Annotated in this window: 19 protein-coding genes; 11 read left to right on the top strand and 8 right to left on the bottom strand. The window is 29.5% G+C overall.

What is annotated here, in order from left to right:
* Positions 1-23: 23 nt before the first annotated feature.
* Positions 24-1142 carry a molecular chaperone DnaJ gene (gene dnaJ / locus GFV00_RS01315; protein WP_160542127.1) on the top strand — a complete coding sequence of 373 codons (1119 nt, stop codon included), beginning with the start codon at positions 24-26 and terminating at the stop codon, positions 1140-1142.
* Positions 1143-1278: 136 nt separating this feature from the next.
* Here dnaJ and GFV00_RS01310 read toward each other — a convergent pair whose 3' ends face one another.
* Genes GFV00_RS01310 through metK form a run of 4 tightly spaced genes read right to left on the bottom strand, consistent with a single transcriptional unit; the run spans position 1279 to position 4166 of the window.
* Positions 1279-1848 (bottom strand): DUF5606 domain-containing protein, encoded by a 570-nt coding sequence (locus tag GFV00_RS01310; protein ID WP_160556618.1) that lies wholly within the window; start codon positions 1846-1848, stop codon positions 1279-1281.
* A gap of 42 nt (positions 1849-1890) precedes the next feature.
* A complete protein-coding gene (def, locus tag GFV00_RS01305) occupies positions 1891-2466 on the bottom strand; it encodes a peptide deformylase (protein ID WP_160556619.1) in 576 nt (191 codons plus the stop codon).
* Between the two features lie 4 nt (positions 2467-2470).
* Positions 2471-2881 carry a Holliday junction resolvase RuvX gene (gene ruvX / locus GFV00_RS01300; RefSeq protein WP_160556620.1) on the bottom strand — a complete coding sequence of 137 codons (411 nt, stop codon included), beginning with the start codon at positions 2879-2881 and terminating at the stop codon, positions 2471-2473.
* A gap of 16 nt (positions 2882-2897) precedes the next feature.
* Positions 2898-4166 (bottom strand): methionine adenosyltransferase, encoded by a 1269-nt coding sequence (gene metK, locus GFV00_RS01295; protein ID WP_160556621.1) that lies wholly within the window; start codon positions 4164-4166, stop codon positions 2898-2900.
* A gap of 89 nt (positions 4167-4255) precedes the next feature.
* Here metK and GFV00_RS01290 point away from each other — a divergent pair, with 89 nt between their 5' ends.
* Positions 4256-5062, top strand: a complete 807-nt coding sequence (locus tag GFV00_RS01290; protein ID WP_160556622.1) for a M48 family metallopeptidase — start codon at positions 4256-4258, stop codon at positions 5060-5062.
* 37 nt (positions 5063-5099) lie between these two features.
* Here the strand turns inward: GFV00_RS01290 and GFV00_RS01285 are convergent, their stop codons facing one another.
* Positions 5100-5723, bottom strand: a complete 624-nt coding sequence (locus GFV00_RS01285) for a hypothetical protein (RefSeq protein WP_160556623.1) — start codon at positions 5721-5723, stop codon at positions 5100-5102.
* A 4-nt stretch (positions 5724-5727) separates the two neighbouring features.
* Positions 5728-6744, bottom strand: coding sequence for a tRNA (adenosine(37)-N6)-threonylcarbamoyltransferase complex transferase subunit TsaD (gene tsaD / locus GFV00_RS01280; protein WP_160556624.1), 1017 nt, complete (start codon positions 6742-6744; stop codon positions 5728-5730).
* A 2-nt stretch (positions 6745-6746) separates the two neighbouring features.
* Between tsaD and GFV00_RS01275 the strand changes: the two genes are divergently transcribed.
* On the top strand, positions 6747-11240 hold the full coding sequence (locus GFV00_RS01275; protein WP_160556625.1) for a hypothetical protein: 4494 nt from the start codon (positions 6747-6749) through the stop codon (positions 11238-11240).
* A 24-nt stretch (positions 11241-11264) separates the two neighbouring features.
* Here the strand turns inward: GFV00_RS01275 and GFV00_RS01270 are convergent, their stop codons facing one another.
* The gene (locus tag GFV00_RS01270) at positions 11265-11579 is read right to left on the bottom strand and encodes a TM2 domain-containing protein (protein ID WP_160556626.1); all 315 of its coding nucleotides are present in this window, start codon (positions 11577-11579) and stop codon (positions 11265-11267) included.
* A 159-nt stretch (positions 11580-11738) separates the two neighbouring features.
* Between GFV00_RS01270 and lpdA the strand changes: the two genes are divergently transcribed.
* From lpdA to rimO, 7 genes are all read left to right on the top strand, one after another.
* Positions 11739-13127, top strand: a complete 1389-nt coding sequence (lpdA, locus tag GFV00_RS01265) for a dihydrolipoyl dehydrogenase (protein WP_160556627.1) — start codon at positions 11739-11741, stop codon at positions 13125-13127.
* 159 nt (positions 13128-13286) lie between these two features.
* A complete protein-coding gene (locus tag GFV00_RS01260; protein ID WP_160556628.1) occupies positions 13287-13856 on the top strand; it encodes a Maf family nucleotide pyrophosphatase in 570 nt (189 codons plus the stop codon).
* 127 nt (positions 13857-13983) lie between these two features.
* On the top strand, positions 13984-15849 hold the full coding sequence (locus GFV00_RS01255) for a hypothetical protein (protein ID WP_160556629.1): 1866 nt from the start codon (positions 13984-13986) through the stop codon (positions 15847-15849).
* A 72-nt stretch (positions 15850-15921) separates the two neighbouring features.
* Complete coding sequence (locus tag GFV00_RS01250) at positions 15922-17259, top strand: peptidylprolyl isomerase (protein WP_160556630.1); 1338 nt, start codon at positions 15922-15924, stop codon at positions 17257-17259.
* Positions 17260-17561: 302 nt separating this feature from the next.
* Positions 17562-18725: a class I SAM-dependent RNA methyltransferase gene (locus tag GFV00_RS01245; RefSeq protein ID WP_160556631.1), complete on the top strand. Its 1164-nt coding sequence runs from the start codon at positions 17562-17564 to the stop codon at positions 18723-18725.
* A gap of 96 nt (positions 18726-18821) precedes the next feature.
* Complete coding sequence (locus tag GFV00_RS01240) at positions 18822-19784, top strand: hypothetical protein (protein WP_160556632.1); 963 nt, start codon at positions 18822-18824, stop codon at positions 19782-19784.
* An 81-nt stretch (positions 19785-19865) separates the two neighbouring features.
* Positions 19866-21167: a 30S ribosomal protein S12 methylthiotransferase RimO gene (gene rimO / locus GFV00_RS01235; protein WP_160556633.1), complete on the top strand. Its 1302-nt coding sequence runs from the start codon at positions 19866-19868 to the stop codon at positions 21165-21167.
* A 310-nt stretch (positions 21168-21477) separates the two neighbouring features.
* Here the strand turns inward: rimO and GFV00_RS01230 are convergent, their stop codons facing one another.
* Positions 21478-22464 (bottom strand): aldo/keto reductase, encoded by a 987-nt coding sequence (locus GFV00_RS01230; RefSeq protein ID WP_160556634.1) that lies wholly within the window; start codon positions 22462-22464, stop codon positions 21478-21480.
* 166 nt (positions 22465-22630) lie between these two features.
* On the opposite strand from GFV00_RS01230, the gene GFV00_RS01225 reads away from it, so the two are divergent.
* Entirely contained in the window at positions 22631-23527 is an 897-nt protein-coding gene (locus GFV00_RS01225; protein ID WP_160556635.1) for an AraC family transcriptional regulator, read from the top strand.
* The last annotated feature ends 28 nt before the right edge of the window (positions 23528-23555 follow it).

Raw genomic sequence — 23555 nt, 5'->3', positions numbered from 1 at the left:
CAAAGAGGTTTATATAAAAAATTATGTCTAAAAGAGATTATTACGAAGTATTGGAGGTTTCTAAGAGTGTAACTGAAGTAGAGTTAAAAAAGGCCTATAGGAAAAAAGCACTCAAATATCATCCGGATAAAAACCCCGGTGATAAAGAAGCTGAAGAAAAATTCAAAGAAGCTGCTGAAGCTTATGAAGTTTTAAGTGATCCTCAAAAAAGAGCAAGGTATGATCAATACGGTCATGCCGGAGTAGGAGGGGCTGCCGGTGGTGGCTTTGGAGGGGGAATGAATATGGAAGATATTTTTTCCCATTTTGGTGATATTTTCGGTAGTGCCTTCGGAGGCGGTTTTGGCGGCTTTTCTTCAAGACCTCAACAAGTTCAAGGCTCCAATTTACGTATCCGTTTATCATTAACTCTTAAAGAAATTATTAACGGTGTTGAAAAGACCGTTAAAGTAAAAAGATTTAAATTAGCTCCGGGAGCTACCTCAAAAAATTGTCCTACCTGTAACGGGACCGGTCAAACGAGAAGAATTATGAATACTCCGTTTGGACAAATGCAAACTCAATCAGTATGTAATACTTGTGGAGGTACCGGTAAAGTTGCGGATCATATACCGCCGGGTGCTAATAATCATGGATTAATTAAAGTTGAAGAAGAAGTATCCATTAAAATTCCTGCCGGTGTTAGAGAAGGAGTTCAACTGCAAGTTAGAGGTAAAGGAAATGATGCACCATTTGGAGGAATACCCGGAGATTTAATCGTTGTGATTGAAGAAATTGAGGATGAAAATTTGAAAAGGGAAGGGGATAATCTTCATTATGAACTATATATTTCTGTACCTGAAGCTATTTTAGGTACGAAAAAAGAAATTCCTACGATTACGGGAAAAGTAAAAATTACAGTAGATTCCGGAACTCAATCAGGGAAAATTCTACGATTGAAAGATAAAGGATTGCCTCAAGTTCAAGGATATGGATACGGAGATTTATTTATTCATATCAATGTTTGGACACCTAATCCGAATAAATTAACTAAAGAGCAGAGAGAATTTTTTGAATCTATGTTAGATAATGAACATTTTCATCCTAAACCATCAAAAAATGATAAAACATTTTTTGAAAAGATCAAAGATATGTTCATGTAAAAAGTTATCCGGAATTTATATATAGAAAAAATCTTTGAGTATCATTATACTCAAAGATTTTTTTATAGTTTATATTCAAAAAGGTACCAACTTTACATTGATACCTTTTCATTAATAATATTTAAAATTATTTATACTATTCAGCTTTTTTCTTAGCAGGTGTTTTTTTCGTAGATTTTTTAGTTACACCGGCTTCATCTTTTGTATCATCATTTGATATCTCATTAGTAGCTGTTTTTTGTGAAATGTTACAATCTTCTGAATTTTCTTTTTGGCTATCATCCGAAGCTTTAGCTAGATTGTCTTCATAGGCTTTTACGCTTTCTTCAGTTATGATACCATTTTTAACCAATATATTATACCAAGTAAAAAGCTTTTTAAGATCTGAATTATATACTCTGTCTTCTGCATAATCCGGTTGAGCATCTTTCATTAAAGATCTTAACGTATTGGTATCATTTTTATCAAATTCAATTTCTTTAAATTGATGTTTTTTGGAAATTGAAACTAAAACTGAAATTAATGATACTTCAGAATCTTGAGTATAAATTGAAATGTTTTGCAGTAAACTTACTTGACTATTTGCATTAATAGACAATTTCTTTTGAGCAACTAAATCTTTAACAATGAAACCTCCTTTAGTTTGAGATAATAATTCAAATAAACCGGATTTCCCTGTAATTGCAATGATTTTAGTAAGATCCATATCAATATTGTAATTATATTTTTAATTAATTTATTTTAAAATTTAATGAGACGGAAATTTCATTCGGTATTCAGTCTCCACCTTTCCTTTACTAATATTGGCAAGTTTACCTTTAAGTAATTTTTTCTTAAGTGGAGATAATAAGTCTGTAAACAGAATTCCTTCAATATGATCGTATTCATGCTGAATAATGCGCGCACGAACATCACCAAAATTTTCAGTTTTTTTATTCCAATTTTGATCAAAATATTCAATTGTAATATTTTCCAATCTTTTAATATCTTCTCGAATATCAGGAATACTTAAACATCCCTCGTTAAACTTCCAAAGTTCACCATCTCTTTTAGTTATTTTCGGATTTATGAAAACTTTCTTACAAAGGGCTAACTCGTCTTTTATGTCGACATAATCCTCATCTTCTGCCAATGGAGAAGCATCAATTACAAATAAACGTATGTTCAATCCTACTTGTGGGGCTGCTAAACCAATTCCATGTGCTTTATACATGGTTTCATACATATTTTCAATTAATTGATCTAAATCGGGATAATATTTACCGATTTCTACTGTTTTTTTTCTTAAAACAGGTTCTCCATAGCCATAAATAGGTAAAATCATAATTTTATTTTTTCTCTAAATAGGTTTGTAAAATTAAAGTAGCACTTACTTCATCCAATAAATGCTTATTTTCTCTATTTTTTTTATTTTTTCCACTCAAACTTATAAAGTGAGAAGCAATTTTTGAAGTAAATCTCTCATCCACTCTTTCAACCGGAATATTTGGAAAAAGAGAAGTAATCTTCTTGATTAATTTTTGAATTGAAATTTCAACATCTGAAAGTTTTCCGTTTAATCGAACAGGTAAACCAATAATTATTTTTTCGACAGAATTTTCAGCTATATATTTTTCAAGAAATGGAATCAGATTAGAAGTCATAATTCCGGCCAACCCACTGGCAATAATTTGCATATCATCCGTTTCTGCTAATCCGGATCTTTTTTCACCATAATCGATGGCCAGTATTTTTGACATGAAAATAAATGTTAGTTTACAGATTAAAAGCTTCTTTAATTTGATCTAAATAATCTAATTTTTCCCAAGTAAATAATTCTACTTCGATTTCTTTTATTTCTGTCTTTCCATTCTCACGATTTCTTACAAATTTTTTTGTAACAATTTCGTTCTTTCTTCCCATGTGGCCATAGGCTGCTGTCTCCGTATATATTGGATTTCTTAATTTCAATCTTTTTTCTATAGCATAAGGTCTTAGATCGAATAATTTTTCAACTTTTAATGCTATATCTCCATCGGACAGGTTAACTTTTGAGCTGCCAAAAGTATTAATATAAACACCGCACGGTTCAGTAATACCAATAGCATAAGAAACTTGTACTAAAACTTCATCAGCAACCCCTGCCGCTACTAAATTTTTAGCTATGTGTCTTGTAGCATAGGCAGCAGAACGATCCACCTTAGAAGGATCTTTTCCGGAAAATGCGCCTCCGCCATGAGCTCCTTTACCACCATAAGTATCAACAATTATTTTTCTTCCGGTTAATCCGGTGTCTCCATGAGGTCCTCCGATTTCAAATTTTCCGGTTGGATTTATATGGTAAGTGATATTATCATCAAATAATGCTTTTATTTCATCTTTTGATTCTGCCTTAACTTCAGGAATAACTATTGAAATAATGTCCTTGGCAATTTTGTCCAATACAACCTTTTCATCCTCATTGAACATATCATGTTGTGTAGAAAGAACTATCGTGTCAATACGTATCGGCTTATTATTATCGTCGTATTCAATAGTTACTTGAGATTTTGCATCCGGACGAAGATAGGTCATAATTTGACCTTCTTTTCTTATTCGTGCTAACACACGTAAGATGCTATGTGAAATATCTAAAGCCAAAGGCATATAATTATCCGTTTCATTGGTGGCATAGCCGAACATCATCCCTTGGTCACCTGCACCCTGTTCTTCTTTATTCTGTTTATCCACTCCGCGGTTTATATCCTGCGATTGTTCATGCAAAGCGGATAAAATACCGCAAGATTCGGCTTCAAATTTATATTCACTTTTCGTATAGCCTATTTTTTTTATAATATCTCTAGTAATATGCTGAACATCAATATACGTGTTGGATTTAATTTCACCGGCTAATACTACCTGACCGGTGGTAACTAAAGTTTCACAAGCTACCTTAGAATCGGGATCAAATGCTAAAAAATTATCTAATATCGAATCTGAAATCTGATCAGCAACTTTATCTGGATGGCCTTCCGAAACCGATTCGGATGTGAATAAGTAAGGCATATTTTTTGCTTTTATTTTATTATAATCATTGCAAATTTAAGAACATTAATTAATAAATTTACTATATTTCAAAAATTATTATAGAGTTTATGAATTCAAAAAAATGCTTATTATTTTCGCTAGTATCTTTATTAACAGTAGCATGTGCAACTAATCCGTTAACCGGAAGAAAATCGTTAAATTTTGTATCCAATTCTCAATTATTGCCATCTTCATTTCAGCAATATCAAGAAGTTTTATCTTCCAATAAAATTATTACAGGAACTCCTCAAGCAAGGCAAGTGGAAGAAGTGGGTAACAGAATAAAAAAAGCCGCAGAAGATTATTATAGATCTATTGGGAAGTCTTCAGCTTTAAACGGTTATCAATGGCAATTTGTATTAATTGATGATCCCAAAACGGTTAATGCATGGTGTATGCCCGGAGGAAAAGTGGCTGTATATTCAGGAATTTTACCTATTTGTAAAGACGATACAGGACTAGCTGTTGTCTTGGGACATGAAATTGCCCATGCTCTGGCAGGTCACGGAGCTGAAAAAATTTCACAATCATATATTTCAGAAATCGGTGGACAGGTATTAGGAGGGGTTACCAATAACCAAGCTTTGCGTTCAGCAATTAATCAATATTACCCCGTAGCCAGTGGCATCACTCTTTTACGTTATGGTCGTAAACAAGAATCTGATGCAGATGAAATGGGTTTATATATTATGGCAATGGCAGGATATGATCCCAGACAAGCCCCTTTATTTTGGCAAAGAATGATTGACGCTACAGGAAGTACCGATACACCTGAATTTCTTTCCACGCACCCGAATCCTCAAAATAGAATTGCAGATATAAATAAAATAATGCCCAAAGCATTACAATATTATCAAGCTTATAAAGCTAATTAATTTGAATTAGTCTTTATGGCATGTAATTTGGCATAGACTAATGACTTTTAATTTGAAGAGAAGAAACAGATATATTCGAATTGATTACCATATAACCAAAATTTGAACCTAATTCTTTATTTTTGGATATGGTTGTCAATATTTTACCATTCAAAAGGAATTGAATAGAACTTTTGTCTGTTACGATTGAAAAACTATTCTTTTCCTTTTTATTATATTTTTGAATTTTTTGTTTGAAATAAATTTGTGATTTTCCCTCTCTTTTGCTCTCGTAAGATATAACTACTTCGTTTTCTGCATTAATTCCAAATAGGAGATAATTTTCAGGATATTTCCGATCATCAGCATATAAAATTATACCCGCAACTCCCTTAGGGTCATAAAAATTATTAATTTGTAATGAAGTAGTATAGGTAATATTTCGATCGGATATTGGAAGGGAGAGCAAAGAATAATTTAAAACATTTTTCAAATCAGCCTTCATTAATAAATTTCCTTCTTCAAGTTTAGTATATAGTGCATCTGTTGATATCGTATCCCAATGATTGGTATTGGTATGAAAATCATCGTTAAACAATAGCGACTCTTTTTTACAGGAATTAAAAATTAATAAACTTAAAATAAATAGTAAGCTTTTTTTATAAAAGTTATTACCAATCATAATCTTACATTTTATATCTAGCGGTAGCTATAGTTTTAAGATCAGAAAATTTATTATGTTCATATTTAATGCTTCCAACCACGGCAATCATGGCTGCATTGTCTGTTGTGTATTCAAATTTGGGGATAAAAGTTTTACAATTTTTTTCTAATTCTAACTTTTTTATCTCTCTTCTTAACTCCGAATTCGCCGAAACACCACCGGCAATTGCTACATTTTTAATTCCCGTAATTTGAATAGCCAACTTTAATTTATCTAACAATGAAGATAGGATTGTTTTTTGGACGGATGCACATATATCTTCAAGATTCTCTTTTATAAAGTCCGGGTTTTTCTGTACTTCTTTTTGTATGAAATAAAGCACGGAAGTCTTTATGCCACTAAAAGAAAATTTGATTCCTTCCAATTTTGGTAAAGGAAATTTAAATTTATCTTTGTCTCCATTTTGAGAAAGTTTATCAATTGTAGGTCCTGCCGGATATTCAAGTCCCAAAATTTTACCTATCTTATCAAAAGCTTCGCCCGCCGCATCATCCAAAGTTTCTCCCAACACTTCCATATTAAAATAATCATTTACCTGAACAATTTGGGTATGTCCACCACTTACCGTAAGACATAAAAATGGAAATGATATATTTTCTTTAGAATCATCCTCAATAAAATGTGCAAATATATGCCCCTGCATGTGATTAACTTCAATAAGAGGAACGTTCAATGACATAGATAATGATTTAGCAAAACTGGTACCTACTAATAAGGAACCTAATAAACCCGGGCCACGGGTAAAAGATATCGCATCAATTGCTTTTTTATTTATATTTGCTAATTGAATTGCTTGATGTACAACGGGTATAATATTTTGTAAATGAGCACGAGAGGCTAATTCCGGAACTACACCGCCATAATTTTGGTGTATTTTTTGGGTAGATACTACATTAGATAGTATTTTTTTACCTTGTATTACAGCTGCTGATGTATCATCACATGACGATTCTATTCCTAAAATAATGGGTGTTTTCATTTATGACAAAGTTACTAATTAAAAAAATATTTTTTAAATCATCCAAGGCAATTCTCTATGCTTTTTGCATTTTATTTTTATTACTTCTATCTTTAATTATTGTTATAAATTTACCTTCTGTAAAAGATAAAATAGCAAAAGAGGCACTTTCTTATTTAAACAAAGAATTTAAAACTTCGATTTCTGCTCAAAGAATTGAAGTTGATTATTTTGGAAATCTTACTTTACATGATGTAGTTATTAAAGATCATCATCAGAATAATTTACTAACCGTAAAAGAATTAAAAGGATATTTAAATACCATATCTTTAATTGAAAATTTGGTAATTAAGCATATTGATGATATCAAAATTGATCAATTGCGTTTACAAAATCCTGTCATCAAGGTAATTACTTATAAAAATGAAAATCGTGATAATTTTTCTATTTTCATAGATAATTTTAACTCAGATAAACCTTCTCAAAAAAAAGATTTTAAATTAAACGGAAGGGTAGATATAATCAATGGTCGATTTTCAATTGTAAATCAAAATTTACCATTAGAAGATCAAGTCTGGTTAGATACTTCTGAATTAAATTTAAAAGCATCTACCGTTGATGTTTTCAATTCGGATGTAAGGGTTTTAGTTGAGCAATTTAATTTCAAAGCTAAAAGACATAAGGAAAATTATACGGTTTACCAATTTTCATCCGATATTCACTATTCAGAAACAGAACTTTCTTTCAAAGACCTTCTTTTTGAATCAGATACCTCATTGTTATTAGGTTCTTTATTTTTTAATCATACCAAAGAAAATGGATGGAGCAACTTTTCGGATCAGGTAGCTTGGAATATGGATGTTACCAAAGGAAGTAAAGTATCAGGTAAAGACATACGATATTTTGTAAAAAACTGGGATACTAGTTCTATACTTAACATTTCTTCGAAAGTTAATGGTACACTTAATAATTTAACATTAACTAATCCAATCTTATCGGTTAACGGTACTTTTTATTCTTCCCCTAGATTAGTGTTGAAAAATTTAGTTACTACTGATCCTTCCCAATCTTTTAATATAGAAACCAAAGAAACGCATCTTCAATCTTCATATGCCTCTCTTAATTCATGGTTACCGAAATTTATTTCTAAGGAAATACCCAAAATAGTTTCAGAATTTGGAACTATGAATTATATGGGTTCATTTTTAATTGATAAAAAAGACCTTAGTATAAATGGTAAAATGATTAGCTCTTTAGGTACATTAAAAGCGGATGCTCAATTAAAAGATTACGCTTCCCAAAAACCTAGATATAAAGGAAAATTAGAAACATACCAATTAAATTTAGCTTCTTTTATTAAAACAACAACACTAGGTCCCATATCCGCTAAAATTCAATTTGACGGCAGCGGATTTAATCTGGACCATATGGATACTAAATTTGATGCAAAACTGAATAGTTTAGTTATTAATGGTAAAGCGATTAATGATATTTCAGCTGTGGGTAATTTAAGAGATAAAATTTTTGAAGGTAAAATTATTTCCGATGACAAATACGCTAATTTTGACTTTAATGGTACAATAAATTTTGCTCAAAAATATATTAAAACCAACTTTGATGCAGATATCCAATCATTAAATTTAGGCTATTTTATTTCTCAAGCCGATAAAAATAAATCATTTAAAGGAATAGTCAAAGCAGATATTGAATTCAGCTCCATTGATGATTTAATTGGACAAATCAACATAAATTCAATTTCTATTGAAGATAATGGTAAAACTACTAATTATAATGATATACAAATAAAAACAAGTTTCGAGGAAGGAAATCGAAATTTAGATATTTTTTCTCCGAACATGATTACTGCCAATATTTATGGTAAATACAAATTAGAAGATATTCCTGATATGTTACAGAAAGGAATTGGGAACCTGGTAGCTAATTTTAAAACTAAAAAACGATTTGACAATCAAGAGTTTTCATTTATTTTGGATATACAAAAGGATTTATTTGATTTATTAATGATGGATGTTAACTTATCCCCGGGAACGACTATTACCGGAAGGTATGTTGGCAATGGAAATAAGTTACAGGCACAAATGATTTCAGAATATATATATTATAAAAATATCAAACTAACCAATCCGAATATATTTTTAAATACAGAAGATACCTTACGACAATTTATGGGGTCTTTATCTTATCTAAATATAGACAATACGAATATTGAAAAAATCAATTTTTCCGGATATAATAAAAATGATTCCCTTTTTGTTTCCACGAATTTTTATCATGGAAAATATAAAGAAAAACAAACTAATTTTGATTTAAATTTATATCAAACTCAAAAAAATAATGATATTATTATTGGGTTTAAACCTTCTAATATTAATTTGGCACAAGCAAAATGGAAACTGAATCCTAATTTTAAATCGGATGAAGCCATTGCGAAATATAATTTATTAACTAACAAATTAGTTTTACAAAAAATTGAATTAACATCTGAAAATTCTGAAATTTTATTGTCCGGAGAATATACCACCAAAAACGAATATACTTTTGATCTGAATTTAAAAGATGTTAAATTAGAAAAAATATTACCTCACAGCTTACTTAAAGATATGTCTTTTGAGGGTGTTGCCAATGGATCTGCCAAAGTACTTAAAAATTCAAGTGAACTTAAACCGCTTGTGGATCTTTATATCGATCAATTGAAATTTAATGGTCAAAATTTAGGGAATTTGGCCATGAGAGCAATCTACGATGCTAAAACCAACCGATATTTACTACAAAGTAAATTAGAAGATTCCGGACAAGATCGTTTTTTAGCTGACGGATATATAGCCAATCAAAATGGTAAGCCTTCTCAATTGAATATAGATTTACAAGCCAATCAAATGAACATTGCTCCTATAGGGACTTTTTTACAAAGTATCTTCTCAAATTTCAGAGGAACTGCCACAGGAAATGTTCAAATTTCAGGAGATATAACTTCGCCTAAATATCAAGGAACCCTTACAATGTCTAAAGTTGGATTTAAAGTTAACTTTTTAGGGGTTGATTATCAACTTACTAAAGATCAAGACTTACAAATATCTGACGGTATATTTTTATTTGATAATATTGAGTTGATGGATACTCAAAGAAAAACTAAGGGAGTAGTTTTTGGACCTTTAATGACAAAAAATTTTTCCGAATGGGGAATGAACTTAGACTTTACTTCGGATAAACTTTTAGTGTTGAATACTACCATGAAAGAAAATGATCTTTTTTATGGAACTATTTATGCTTCAGGTAATTTTTCCATAACAGGAACTACGGATAAAGGTATTGATATTTCAGCAACTGCCATGGCTCTTGAGGGAAGCAGCCTCACAATAAACAGCAGTAGTACAACTAATGCTACCGACATTCAATATATCAAATTCATTCCTGAACAACATAAAGAAGGAGATGAAAAAGAAACTAAACCACCTATGGGATTATCCATACGTGCAGACGTTACAGCAGACAATAAATCTGTAGTAAATCTAATTATTAGTCAAGAAACCGGAGATAAAATAGTGGTTCGGGGAGATGCAAAACATCTAAAATTTGATATGTCCAAAGCAGGAGTTATTTCTATGGACGGTACTTACACAATAACCGGTGATAGTAAATATTATTATAATATGTTTGTTAATAAGGATTTTACTATCGTTCCCGGAAGTACTATCCGATGGGAAAATCGTGGTCCTACTGAAGCCGATTTAAATATTCGCGCTTCCTATACCAGATTAGTAAGTAATATTGGCGATTATTTGGGTATATCTACAGTTCCCGCTTCTAATGTAACAGTTTCGGCTTTATTAACCGGATATTTATCTAAACCAAGTTTAACTTTTGATATACAAGCAGATGCTTCTTCTTCGGTTCGTGATCAACTCAATACTAAACTAAATAATAATGAAGGGGAAAAATACAATCAAGTAGCCGGAATTGTTGTTTTTGGAAGCTTTTTATCCGATAAGATGGGAGGTAGCAGTTATGCTTCTTCTGCTTATGATGTAGTATTGAAACAATTAACTTCTGCAATAAATAACATAAGTGGTGTATTTTCTCTAGATGCTAATTTTAATGCCGGTTCAAGAGTCGATGATACTAGTGACCGGATCTCTTTAGACCCTACATTTAAAGTAAATCAAAGGTTATCCATAGTTGGATCAGTTAATATGCCACTGGAACAAAAAAGTGCTGCCGACGTGTGGACCTATGGTGCAAAAATTAATTATGATATATCAAAAAACAATGATAAATCGCTAATTATCAATGGTTTTTCAAAACCATCCACTTTTGGGTTGGAAACATCGGTATTATCCACTACAGGGGCAAATAATCAATCGTATGGCGGGGGAATTGTTTACAAAAAATCTTTTAATAAATTCAGTGATTTGTTTAGTAAAAAGAAAAAGAAAAAAGAAATTATAAAGGATAAAAAGGATTCAATTAGTGCAAAAACCATTGGTTCTCAGAAATAAAATAGAGTTAGTTATTATGATTTATTAAAACCATCCTTTGCGATTTTTAACATAAGTATTATAAAATTCTTTATCTGATTGAGTAATATAAATAATTCCTTCTATCATGCCTATAGTGCTCATAATTATAGCTCCTATGCCACAACAAAAAAATGAAATAATAAGTGTAATTATACCCTGTCTAATATATCCTAAATAAAATTTATGAATACCTAGACTTCCCAAAAGAATGGCAAAAATTCCGGCTATTAATTTTTTAATATTAGATATTCTAATTTGATCTTTCGATAATTCATAGTCATCATTATTAATATTATTAATTTGATTTGTCTCTTGCATAATTAGTATATTTATGTTTTTATATTAAATACTGATAAAAAAGTAAACTTATAAATTTTTTTTAATTATAATCAAATATTATGCATTTTTTTGGTTTATATATATAAATCTTCTTTTTGGAAAAAAAATAGTATTTTTGTCAACAAAATAATCTGTACCATGAATTATGATATTATAGTTATAGGTAGCGGGCCCGGTGGATATGTTGCTGCTATTAGAGCCGCTCAATTAGGTTTTAAAACAGCTGTAGTAGAGCGAGAAAATCTAGGAGGAATTTGTTTAAACTGGGGATGTATACCAACTAAAGCTCTTATTAAAAGTGCTCACGTATATGAAGAAATAAATCATGCTGAAGAATTTGGATTGAATAAAACCGAATCATCTTTTGATTTTTCTAATGTTATTAAACGTAGTAGGGGGGTAGCCGATAAAATGAATAAAGGGGTTGGCTTCCTTATGAAAAAAAATAAAATTGATGTAATTAACGGAAATGCCAAAGTTAAGCCCGGAAAAAAAATAGAGGTTACTGATAAAGAGGGTAAAGTAACAGAATATTCAGCATCTCACATTATTATTGCTACCGGTGCAAGATCAAGAGTATTACCTAATTTACCTCAAGATGGTAAAAAAATAATCGGTTATAGAGAAGCCCTTACTCTTCCAACTATGCCTAAATCTATGATTGTAGTTGGTTCGGGAGCTATAGGTATTGAATTTGCATATTTTTATGCAACCATGGGAGCTAAAGTAACCGTAGTTGAATTTTTACCTTATATTGTCCCTGTCGAAGACGAAGAAGTTTCCAAACATGTTGAAAAATCTATTAAAAAACATGGTATAGAAGTTATGGTTAATTCTTCAGTTGAAAGAGTTGAAACTCAGGGAGACGGAGTTAAAGCTTTTGTTAAAACAGCGAACGGGGAAATAACTTTAGAAGCAGATATTATTTTATCTGCAGTAGGTATTACCGCAAATATCGAAAATATAGGATTAGAAGAGGTAGGAATATCAACAGATAAAGGAAGAATCCTTGTTGACAGTTTTTACAATACAAACATTCCGGGCTATTATGCCATTGGTGATGTTATTCCCGGCCCTGCTTTAGCCCACGTAGCTTCTGCAGAAGGAATTCTTTGTGTTGAAAAAATTAAAGGTATGAATGTTGAACCTATTGATTATGGAAACATTCCGGGATGTACTTATTGTTCTCCTGAAATCGCTTCTGTGGGAATGACAGAGAAAAAAGCCAAAGAAGCAGGTTATGATATTAAAGTGGGTAAATTTCCTTTTGTAGCATCCGGTAAAGCAACTGCTAACGGTGATACTGATGGTTTTATAAAAGTTATTTATGATGCTAAATACGGTGAGTTATTAGGTTGTCATATGGTTGGTAACGGAGTTACTGATATGATTGCGGAAGCTGTAGCCGTCAGAAGATTAGAAGCTACTTCACATGAAATTTTAACTACTGTGCATCCACATCCTACTATTTCAGAAGCATTTAAAGGTGCAACAGAGGCGGCATATGGAGAAGCAATCGATTTATAATATTGTTTTTTAGTTATATAGTTCTGTTTAAATAGTATGAATTTTAATCTATTTAAATAAATATATAATGGATACAAAATATAATTTTAAAATAAAAGACTATCTATTTGTAAGATAGTCTTTTATTTTTTAACTTATTAATTATCGAATTAAAACCATATGAATACATTTAAAATTATTTTAGCTTCTCAATCTCCACGAAGACAAGAACTTTTAAAAAGTTTAAATTATAAATTTGAGACCCTACATTTAAATATAGATGAAAGTTACTCTCCCTTATTAAAAGAAAATCAAATTACCGAATATTTAGCAGAGCAAAAATCGAAACGTTATGGAGAAGTAGATGATCACACGGTTGTGATCACAGCGGATACCATTGTTTGGATGAATGATCATGCATTGGAAAAACCTGAAAATTTCGAACAAGCAAAAAAAATGTTATTTGAATTATCAGGAAATTCACATAAAGTATATACTTCTGTAGGATTTTCAACCAAAAACGATTTTAAGGTTTTTACGGATTGTACAGAAGTTCATTTTTTACCTATGAATGAAAAAGAAATTGAATTTTATATATCTCATTTCAAACCTTATGATAAATCGGGTTCTTATGGAATTCAAGACTGGATTGGATTGGCTAAAATAGATAAAATAAAAGGTTCATTTTTTACTATTATGGGATTACCAACACATATTGTATATGAATATCTTGAAAATCTTACCTTTTAACTTATACCTTTGTTAGTATAAAATACTAAAATAATTATAATCAAATTATTTCATTGTCTAAATACTTAAAAATATTTTCAGAGTCCTAATTCTTTATATATTTTTGTGTCATATAAAATAAGTAAAAGTGAAAAAATCCATAAGTGTTTGTTTATATTTTTTTACCTGTATTGTATTTTCTCAATCGGTTTTAATGACCATAAATAATGAAAAAATTGATACCGATAATTTTGAAAATAATTACCTAAAAAGTTTAGAACTACTGGGAACGGATAAGACTATAGATAATTATATAGACTTTAATCTTCTTAAACAATATGCACTTACAAAAAATTTAGAAAATTCGATAGGTTTTAAGACAGAATTAGCAAAAGGTGCAAACCAATTAAAAGACAGCTTATTCTATCCTTCTGATTTACTCGAACCGATGCTGCAAGATTATTATAAAAAAATCGTTGTTGAAAAAAAATTGCAATTGTTAGTTTTTAAAAATGAATATTTAACCAATAAAAACGAAACCTATAAAAACAAATTTTTAAAGTCAATTATTGATAGTATCGATAACGATCCCTTACGCTTTGAAAAAGCCATATCAAAGTATTCTATACTTACGGATTTTAAAAAACCTTCTTATTTAAATATATTCGCATTAAATAAAAATGTAGTGGATGCAATATATAATGCACCACTAAATCAGTTAACTACGTATGTAGATGAAAATGATAATATATATCTTATTTTGGTTTCCAATGAAAGAAAATACTTAGGTGAAGTATCTTTAGGTCAAATATATATTCCGGATACTTCTCGATTAGGTAAAATTAAGATCGATAAAGTTTATAAAGAACTTAAACAAGGAGAAAGCTTTTCTAAAATTAAAGATAAAGTTTTTAAAAATTATAATGTTTTAAATAAAAATAATATCCTTTCGAATGAAGAAGTATACACATATGTGGTTAATCAAATTAAATCCGAACCTAATAATATCCCCGATTATTCTCACCCCATTAATTTAGAAGGTGGTTATGTTATTTGTGAATATTTTTTTAATGATAATTATAATTCATATTCGATCGCTAGAAAAAAAATATATAACCGATTAAAAAAATCTGAAGAAATCAACCGATTAAACGATTTATTAGTTTTAAGATTAAAAAAACAACCTTTTTATAAAGAAAATTTTATCCACCTTAGTAATTTTATTTCTTCTTTACCTCAATCTTACAATCAATTTACTGATTTTACTATTCCAAATAATGAGACAATTATTACTATTGGTGATTCCTATACACTTACCTTCAATGATATACTGGTATACCTTAAAAAATATTTAAAATCTGAAAATTATTCTGAAAGAAATCATTTGATATATGATTATTTAAATAAATGGGAAAAAGAGTATATTTTAGAGTTTTATACGGCACACTTTTTCGAATTGAACACAACTAAAGAGGATTATGAAAATTTAAAAAATCAACTTCTTATTAAATATGCGCTTAATTTAATTGCTTACGAAGCTCAAAATGATAAAATCGGTCAAAAAAAATTTTTACATGATGAATCTGCTCGATTGACCTGGAAGGAAAGAATTGAAGGTACTTTTTATTATTGTCTCAATTCAGATATAGAAACTAAAGTCCTTAACTGGTTAAAAAATAAAAAGTCAGTAAACTTTATAAAAAATCAATTTGAAGATAATCGTGAAGAATTAATAATTGAAGAAGGTAAAAAGACTCGAGAATCTCTTAATTTGCCTGCAAATATAAAATTAAACAGAGGATTATATGTCGTTGATAGTAAAAATAGAAGATTGATAATTAATATTAAAAAAATTATTAAAAATGATAAAATGAGTTTAGAAGATCTTCAAAAATATTATTTAAATGAATATATTGATTATAAAACGACACAAACAATTAATTTATTGAAAGAGAAAGCTGTTGTCACAATAGATTCAAATCAAGTAAAAAGATTAAAAGAGATTTATAATTGATAACATTAAAAACTAATATAAACACTAATTACTCATAAAAGAATTTTAAATTTGCAGAATATAAAAATTAAAATGAATAGATTATTTATAGTTGTAACCTTTTTTATGGCTACCTTCATTTTTGCCCAAGAAACAAAAATTGATGGAATTGTAGCTGTCGTGGGAAATGAAATTATTACAGAAACTGATGTTAAAGAAGGTGAAAATTACGCTCGATCTGAAGGACAAACCGCAACTGATCGATGCAGCTTTATAGAAAATATGATGAAAGAAAAAATTATTTTATATAAAGCTAAACAAGATACTCTAATAACTGTTAATAAAGATGAAGTAGCAAGAGAGGCTGAATCACGAATTGAAGGATATAGAAATTATTTTGGTTCAGATGCTAATATTCTAACCAATTTCAAATTTAAAACTATGGGTGAACTAAGAAGTTTACTCGAAACAATGATTAAAAATCAAATGTATACCCAAAGAAAAATGGCTGACATAACCAAAAATGTAGACGTTTCTCCAGAATATTTAAAAGATTTTTACAAAGCTCATGAATCAGAATTTCCTACTTTAAATGAAGAAATCGAATATGGGCAAATCTATATGTATCCTAAATTAACAGAAAGTCATAAACAAGAATTGATTGATCAATTAAAATCTATAAAAAAACAAATTGAAGAAGGAGCCAGTTTTGCTGACATGGCTAAAAAATATTCACAAGATCCAGGTTCAGCCGCTAATGGTGGGCAAATTTTAAATGTTAGAAGAGAGCAAATGGTAAAAGAGTTCGATGCCGTTGCTTTTGGATTGGAAGAAGGACAAATATCCGAACCATTTGAAACTGAATATGGATTCCATATTGTTTATCTTGAAAAAAAGAAAGGTCAAGTTATAGATTTAAGACATATATTATTAATGTCTGTTCCTAATCAAGAAGAAATTAAAACAGCTATAAAAAAACTGGAAGATATCAGGGAAGATATTAAATCAGAAAAAATTACGTTCAATCAAGCTGCTTTAAAATATTCAGACGATAAATATACCAAATATAACGGTGGTTTATTATCAAATTCTCAAACCGGTGATAACAGATTTGAAAAAATTAAACTACCTACTAAAGTGCTTTATAACCTTTCAGGACTTGGAAAAGGAGATTTATCCGAAGTATTTGAAGATAAAGAAAATAACCGAACGGTAGTGAAACTATTGAAAATAACCGATGTTATACCGGCTCACAAAATGAATTTAGAAATTGACTATAACAGAATCAAAGGCTTTGCTCAGAAAACTAAAGAAAACGAAGTAATTGAAAAATGGGTAGAAGCGCAAATTCCTTCAACCTTTATAACAGTTCAAGATGAATATAAAAAATGTAACTTTTCAATCGATTGGTTACAAAATAAAAATAGATAATTAGTAAACTATTAGTTAAAAAGCCCTGTAGTACAGGGCTTTACTTTTTTTCAATTGATTTTCAATTGTTACTTCATTAGTATATGCGAATGTTTTTTATAATTTATCTGTAATCAATAACTATTGATTGAATAATTATTTCGGTTCAATTAATAATTTTACTCAATTATCAATTTCTAGAAAAAGTAATCCTATATTTGAAAAATATTTTAAGAATCTATAAAATCTTAAAAAAATATTTTAAATAAAATTTAATATATTCCTATTAACACATTTAACTTCATTTTAATTGAAATATTATAATGTTTGCTAATAACGATTCCTTTACGATGCAAGCCAAAACCTTTTATGGCTTAGAAGATGTGCTTGTACAAGAACTAAAACAATTAGGTGCTTCTCAAATTGTTAAAAAAAACAGAGCGGTTGAATTCCTTGGAGATTTAGGATTTTTATACAAAGTGAATTATTCGTTAAGAACAGCCCTGAAAATTTTGGTGCCCATACACCATTTTAAAGCTAAAAATGAAACTATTTTTGAAAAGGAAATAAATAAAATTCCTTGGGAAAATTATTTTTTCAATTCGCAATCTTTTGCAATTGATACAACGGTATATTCCGATTATTTTAAACATTCTCAATACATTATGTTAAAAATGAAAGATGGAATCGTTGATCGTTTCAGAAAAAAATTTGGCAAAAGACCCGACATTGAAAGATACAATCCGGATATAAAATTTCATTTACATATCAGTAACCAAGAAGTAACTATATCTTTAGACAGCAGTGGATATCCACTCTTTAAAAGAGGTTACAGAAAATCTCATTTTGCAGCTCCCATAAATGAAGTATTAGCTGCCGGATTATTGAATTTAGCAGGATGGGACGGGAAAGGAAATTTTCTTGATCCAATGTGCGGTTCGGGCACTTTGTTAGTAGAAGCCGCCATGATCGCTTTAAATATGCCTCCGCAATTACATCGGAAACAATTTGGGTTTATGAATTGGAAAAATTTTGATTTGGAGTTGTTTAACAAAATAAAAGATACTCGAATTAACAGGATTAAAGATTTTTCAGGTAAAATAGTCGGATATGATATTTCTGACAAAGCTTTAATTTCAGCAAAAAATAATATTGAGGCAGCAGATTTATCAGAATTTATAGAATTAAAAAATCAGGATTTTTTTACTTCACAAAAAGAACAATTTCCCTTATTAGTTGTTTTTAATCCTCCTTACGATGAAAGACTATCGATTACTACAGATCATTTTTATAAAAATATCGGTGATACTTTAAAAAATAATTATAAAAACACATTAGCTTGGTTCATTACTTCATATCTTGATGCCTATAAAAAAATTGGCTTACGTCCCTCAAGAAAAATTAAAATTTATAATGGCAAATTGGAATGTCGTTTTTTTCAATACGATATTTATGAAGGAAGTAAAAAAAATAAGATAATTAGTTAAAATTTGTAAAAATTGTTGATTATAATATAATAGTTTAGTTTATACAGTTAAATTTGCAATATATTAATAACAACGGTTATATAATAACAGTAAATTATGAAAATCGCTTTAATATCTTTAGATTATTATAGATATGATAAATATATTATCTCTGCAATGAAAGAACTAGATATAGAAGCAATTCATATTGATATTTATGCAAACAGATATAGGTATCCCAATTTATGGGTTCGATTAAAAAATTTAATTAATAAATCATTTTTTAATACTAATATCAAAAGAACCCATCTGGAAAAATTAATTAAAAATGCTTTATCTAAAAACGATAAATTTGATAAGATCGTTATTATTCATGCAGAATGGTTATCTCCTGAAACTTTAAAATTTTGTAAACATACAAGTAATGAAATGATTGCCTACCATTACGATGGTATTAAGCGTATGCCTTCTATTACAGATACTTTTAAATATTTTGATAAAATTTACAGTTATGATAGAAATGATGCTGAAAAATATAATTTAAAATTTATACCCAATTATATTTATGAGCAAATGGAAGATAGAAATCTTAATGAGCAAAAAATAGCTTTCAATATTTCATCATTAGATAATAGAACTCCCATATTAGAAAAAATTGCAAAAATTTTAGAAAATAAAAATTATCCCTATGAATTTCTGGTTGTAAATCGTAACCATTTTAATTTTTACACTCAAAAATTCAAAACCAAGATTAAATATTTAAATAAAATGGTTTCCAGAGATAAAGTCCTTGAAAAAATTAAAAGATCTAATCTTATGGTTGACATACAAAGGCCTGAACAAATAGGCTTGACATTTCGTGTATTTGAAGCTTTAGGACATCATAAAAAATTGATAACTACCAATAAAGACATTATCAATTACGATTTTTATAATCCTGCGAACATTTTAATTATAGACCCTGAAAATATTGAAATTCCGGATGAATTTTTATATTCAAAATACGAGATAGTTCCGGATCATATACTTAATAAATACCATGTTAAAACATGGGTTAAACAAATTTTAGAATTAAATTGATCAAAATACTATTTGATTGTAATCAATCCTATACATTTCATAAAAATATAAATAAATTTGCCTTATTAAAAATAACAGCGAATGCGAACAAAATCTGTTGGGAAAAAAAAAATTAACGTTATAACTTTAGGCTGTTCTAAAAATATTTACGATTCTGAAGTTCTCATCAATCAATTAAAAGCCAATAACAAAGAGGTTGTTCATGAACAAAATGGAGACATTGTAGTGATTAATACATGCGGATTTATAGATAATGCCAAAGAAGAAAGTATTAATACTATTTTAGAATGTGTCAAACAAAAAGAAGAAGGAACAATTGAAAAAATATTTGTTACCGGATGCCTTTCGGAAAGATATAAACCCGATTTAAAAAAAGAAATTCCTAATGTCGATCAATATTTCGGTACTCGTGAATTGCCCTTATTACTAAAAGCTTTAGGTGCTGATTATAAACATGAATTGGTAGGAGAAAAATTAATTACCACTCCCAGACATTATGCCTATTTAAAAATTTCGGAAGGTTGCGATCGACCATGTAGTTTTTGTGCAATTCCTTTAATCCGTGGAAAGCATATTTCAACTCCCATTGAAGAATTGGTAAAAGAAGCTCAATCGTTGGCTCGAGGTGGAACCAAAGAATTAATTTTAATTGCTCAAGATTTAACTTATTACGGTTTAGACTTATACAAAAAAAGAGCTCTCGCAGATTTATTAAAAGAGCTTATTAAAGTGGAAGGTATTGAGTGGATTCGTCTGCATTATGCTTTCCCTACAGGATTTCCTATGGACGTTCTGGAACTTATGAAAAACGAACCTAAAATTTGCAATTATATTGATATTCCTCTCCAACATATTTCAAGCGATATATTAAAATCCATGAAAAGAGGAACTACCAAAGAAAAAACCAACCGATTGTTGACTGATTTCCGTTCGAAAGTTCCCGACATGGCAATTAGGACAACCTTAATTGTAGGCTATCCGGGAGAAACTCAAGAACATTTTGAAGAATTAAAAAATTGGGTTATAGAACAACGATTTGATCGTTTAGGTTGTTTCTCTTATTCTCATGAGGAAAACACGTCCGCTTATTCATTAGAAGATTCTCTTTCTGAAGAAGAAAAAATGAATCGAGTAAACAAAATCATGGAAATTCAATCTCAAATTTCGTGGGAATTAAATCAAGAAAAGATCGGTAAAACCTATAAGTGTATTATAGATAGAAAAGAAGGAGATTATTATATTGCGCGTACAGAATACGATTCACCGGATGTGGACAATGAAGTTTTAATTTCAGCCCATGATGTATATTTATCCGTAGGAAGTTTTGTATCTGTTAAAATTAATCGTGCAGAAGATTTTGACCTTTATGGCGAATTAGTTTAGTAATCCTATTTATTTAAAATTTTGCCGGCTATCAATAATCGTTTTTATCATCGATTCATTTGATTAAAAAAATTCTTATTTACGCATTTGCTTTTACATATTGGTAAACAATATAAAAATGGGACTGATATATAATTTATATCAGTCCCTTATATAAAGTTACAATTACTTAAATTATATGACAATCAACGGTTGTCAAAAATAAGCAAAAAAAAAATAATATAATTGATTGATTTTCGGCGTTTATTAACTCATATAAAATTGTTTAGCAATCTTAACTCATTAAAAACCCTATCCAACTATAATTCTTTTAATTCTTATCAATCATTTTATTAAGATTTTCCGGATATCGATCTCCAACAATATTAATTTTAGACAATCCTTCATTGATTCGATTTAAAACTTCAGGACTTAATTTTAGAGAAGTTGCTTCTATGTTTTCTTTCAAACGATTTAATTTAGTAGTACCCGGTATTGGAACAATCCACGGCTTTTGAGCTAATAACCAAGCGATAGCAACTTGGGCTGGTGTTGCATTAAGTTCTGTACCGATAGATTTTATAAAATCAATTAATACAAAATTTTTTTTCCTGTTTTCAGCCGATAAACGGGGAACTATATTCCTAAAATCATTTTTGTCAAACCGGGTATTTTCATTAATGGTTCCGGTTAAGAAACCTTTGCCAAGTGGACTAAATGTAACAAATCCTATCTCTAATTCTTCCAGTGTAGGAATAATCTCTTTTTCAGGATCTCTGTAAAATAAGGAATATTCACTTTGCAGAGCAGTAACCGGTTGAACGGCATGGGCTTTTCTTATCGTTTGAGGACCTGCTTCCGATAATCCCCAATGTTTAATTTTGCCTTCTTTCATTAAATCTTTTATTGTTCCTGCCACCTCTTCAATCGGTACATTTTTATCAACTCGGTGTTGATAATACAAATCAATATAATCGGTTTTTAATCTTTTAAGCGAGCCTTCCAAAGCTTTTCTGATACTTTCGGGTCTACTGTCGGGAGGATTGGCAGAATTTCCATCTTTAAATCCAAATTTGGAGGCTATTTTTATTTTACTTCTAAATTCTTTTACCGCTTCTCCTAAAAGTTCTTCATTCGTAAAGGGACCATACACTTCAGCTGTATCAAAAAAAGTTATTCCGGAATCGTAAGCAGTTTGTATTACTTTTATTGCTTCTTTTTTTTCAGTGGATGGACCTAAACCAAAACTTAATCCCATACAACCCAAACCTAATTCGGAAACTTCAAGTCCATTTGTTCCTAATATTCTTGTTTTCATTTAAAAATATTTAATAGTAAATTTATATCAACAAAGATACTTTTATAAGATAGCTTTAATTTTATATAATTTACTGAAATTGTTATCAATTTTACTGATTATTAATTTCTTATACGAGTAAAAACATGATTTATGTAAATTTGAATGAATCTAATGATCATCTAAAATGGAAAAAATTATTTCTATAGATAGTGTTAAAACCTATAATACCATGCGAGGAGTTGAAACCACTCATCCATTAGTTAACGTACTTGATTTATCAAAAACTAAACCGATAACAGCTCAAACATTCAATTACGGTTTATATGCCATATTTTTAAAAGAATTAAAATGCGGAGAATTAAAATATGGAAGAAATACGTATGATTTCCAAGAAGGCTCTCTCGTTTTTATTTCACCCGGACAAATTATGAAAGTGGAGCCCAATGTAACCACCTTTGCACCTAAAGGATGGGGATTATTGTTCCATCCCGACCTATTACTTGGAACTCAATTAGGTAAAGACATAAAAAAATACTCATTTTTTTCTTATGACAGTAACGAAGCTTTACATCTATCCGACAAAGAAAAACAAATGGTTTTAGAATGTTTTAAGAATATTCAATATGAAATTGAACAACCTATTGATAAACACAGTAATACACTGATCACGACCAATATTGAATTACTATTAAATTATAGTTCTCGTTTTTTTGATCGTCAATTCGATACAAGAAAAGATATTAATAAAGGAATTTTAGAAAAATTTGAAAAACTACTTTATGAATATTTTTCTTCTGATAATTCAAAAAATTTGGGTTTACCTTCGGTAGCCTTTTGCGCTTCACAATTAAATTTATCATCCAACTATTTTGGAGATTTAGTTAAAAAAGAAACCGGAAAATCAGCACAAGAATATATCCAAGAAAAAATTATTTATTTAGCTAAAGAAAAAATTTTAGATCTGAATAAAAATATTTCTGAAATCGCTTATGAACTTGGATTTAAATACCCTCAACATTTTACCCGATTTTTTAAAAATCAATTAGGTATTACTCCTAATGAATATAGGAATATCAATTAAAAATTTTTATAAGTATTGGGTATTCAGA

This window comes from Apibacter sp. B3935 (assembly GCF_009827705.1).
In the GTDB taxonomy this organism is placed as follows: Bacteria; Bacteroidota; Bacteroidia; order Flavobacteriales; family Weeksellaceae; genus Apibacter.
Note: the sequence above shows the minus strand (reverse complement) of the source record. Positions and strands in the feature narration are given on the sequence as shown.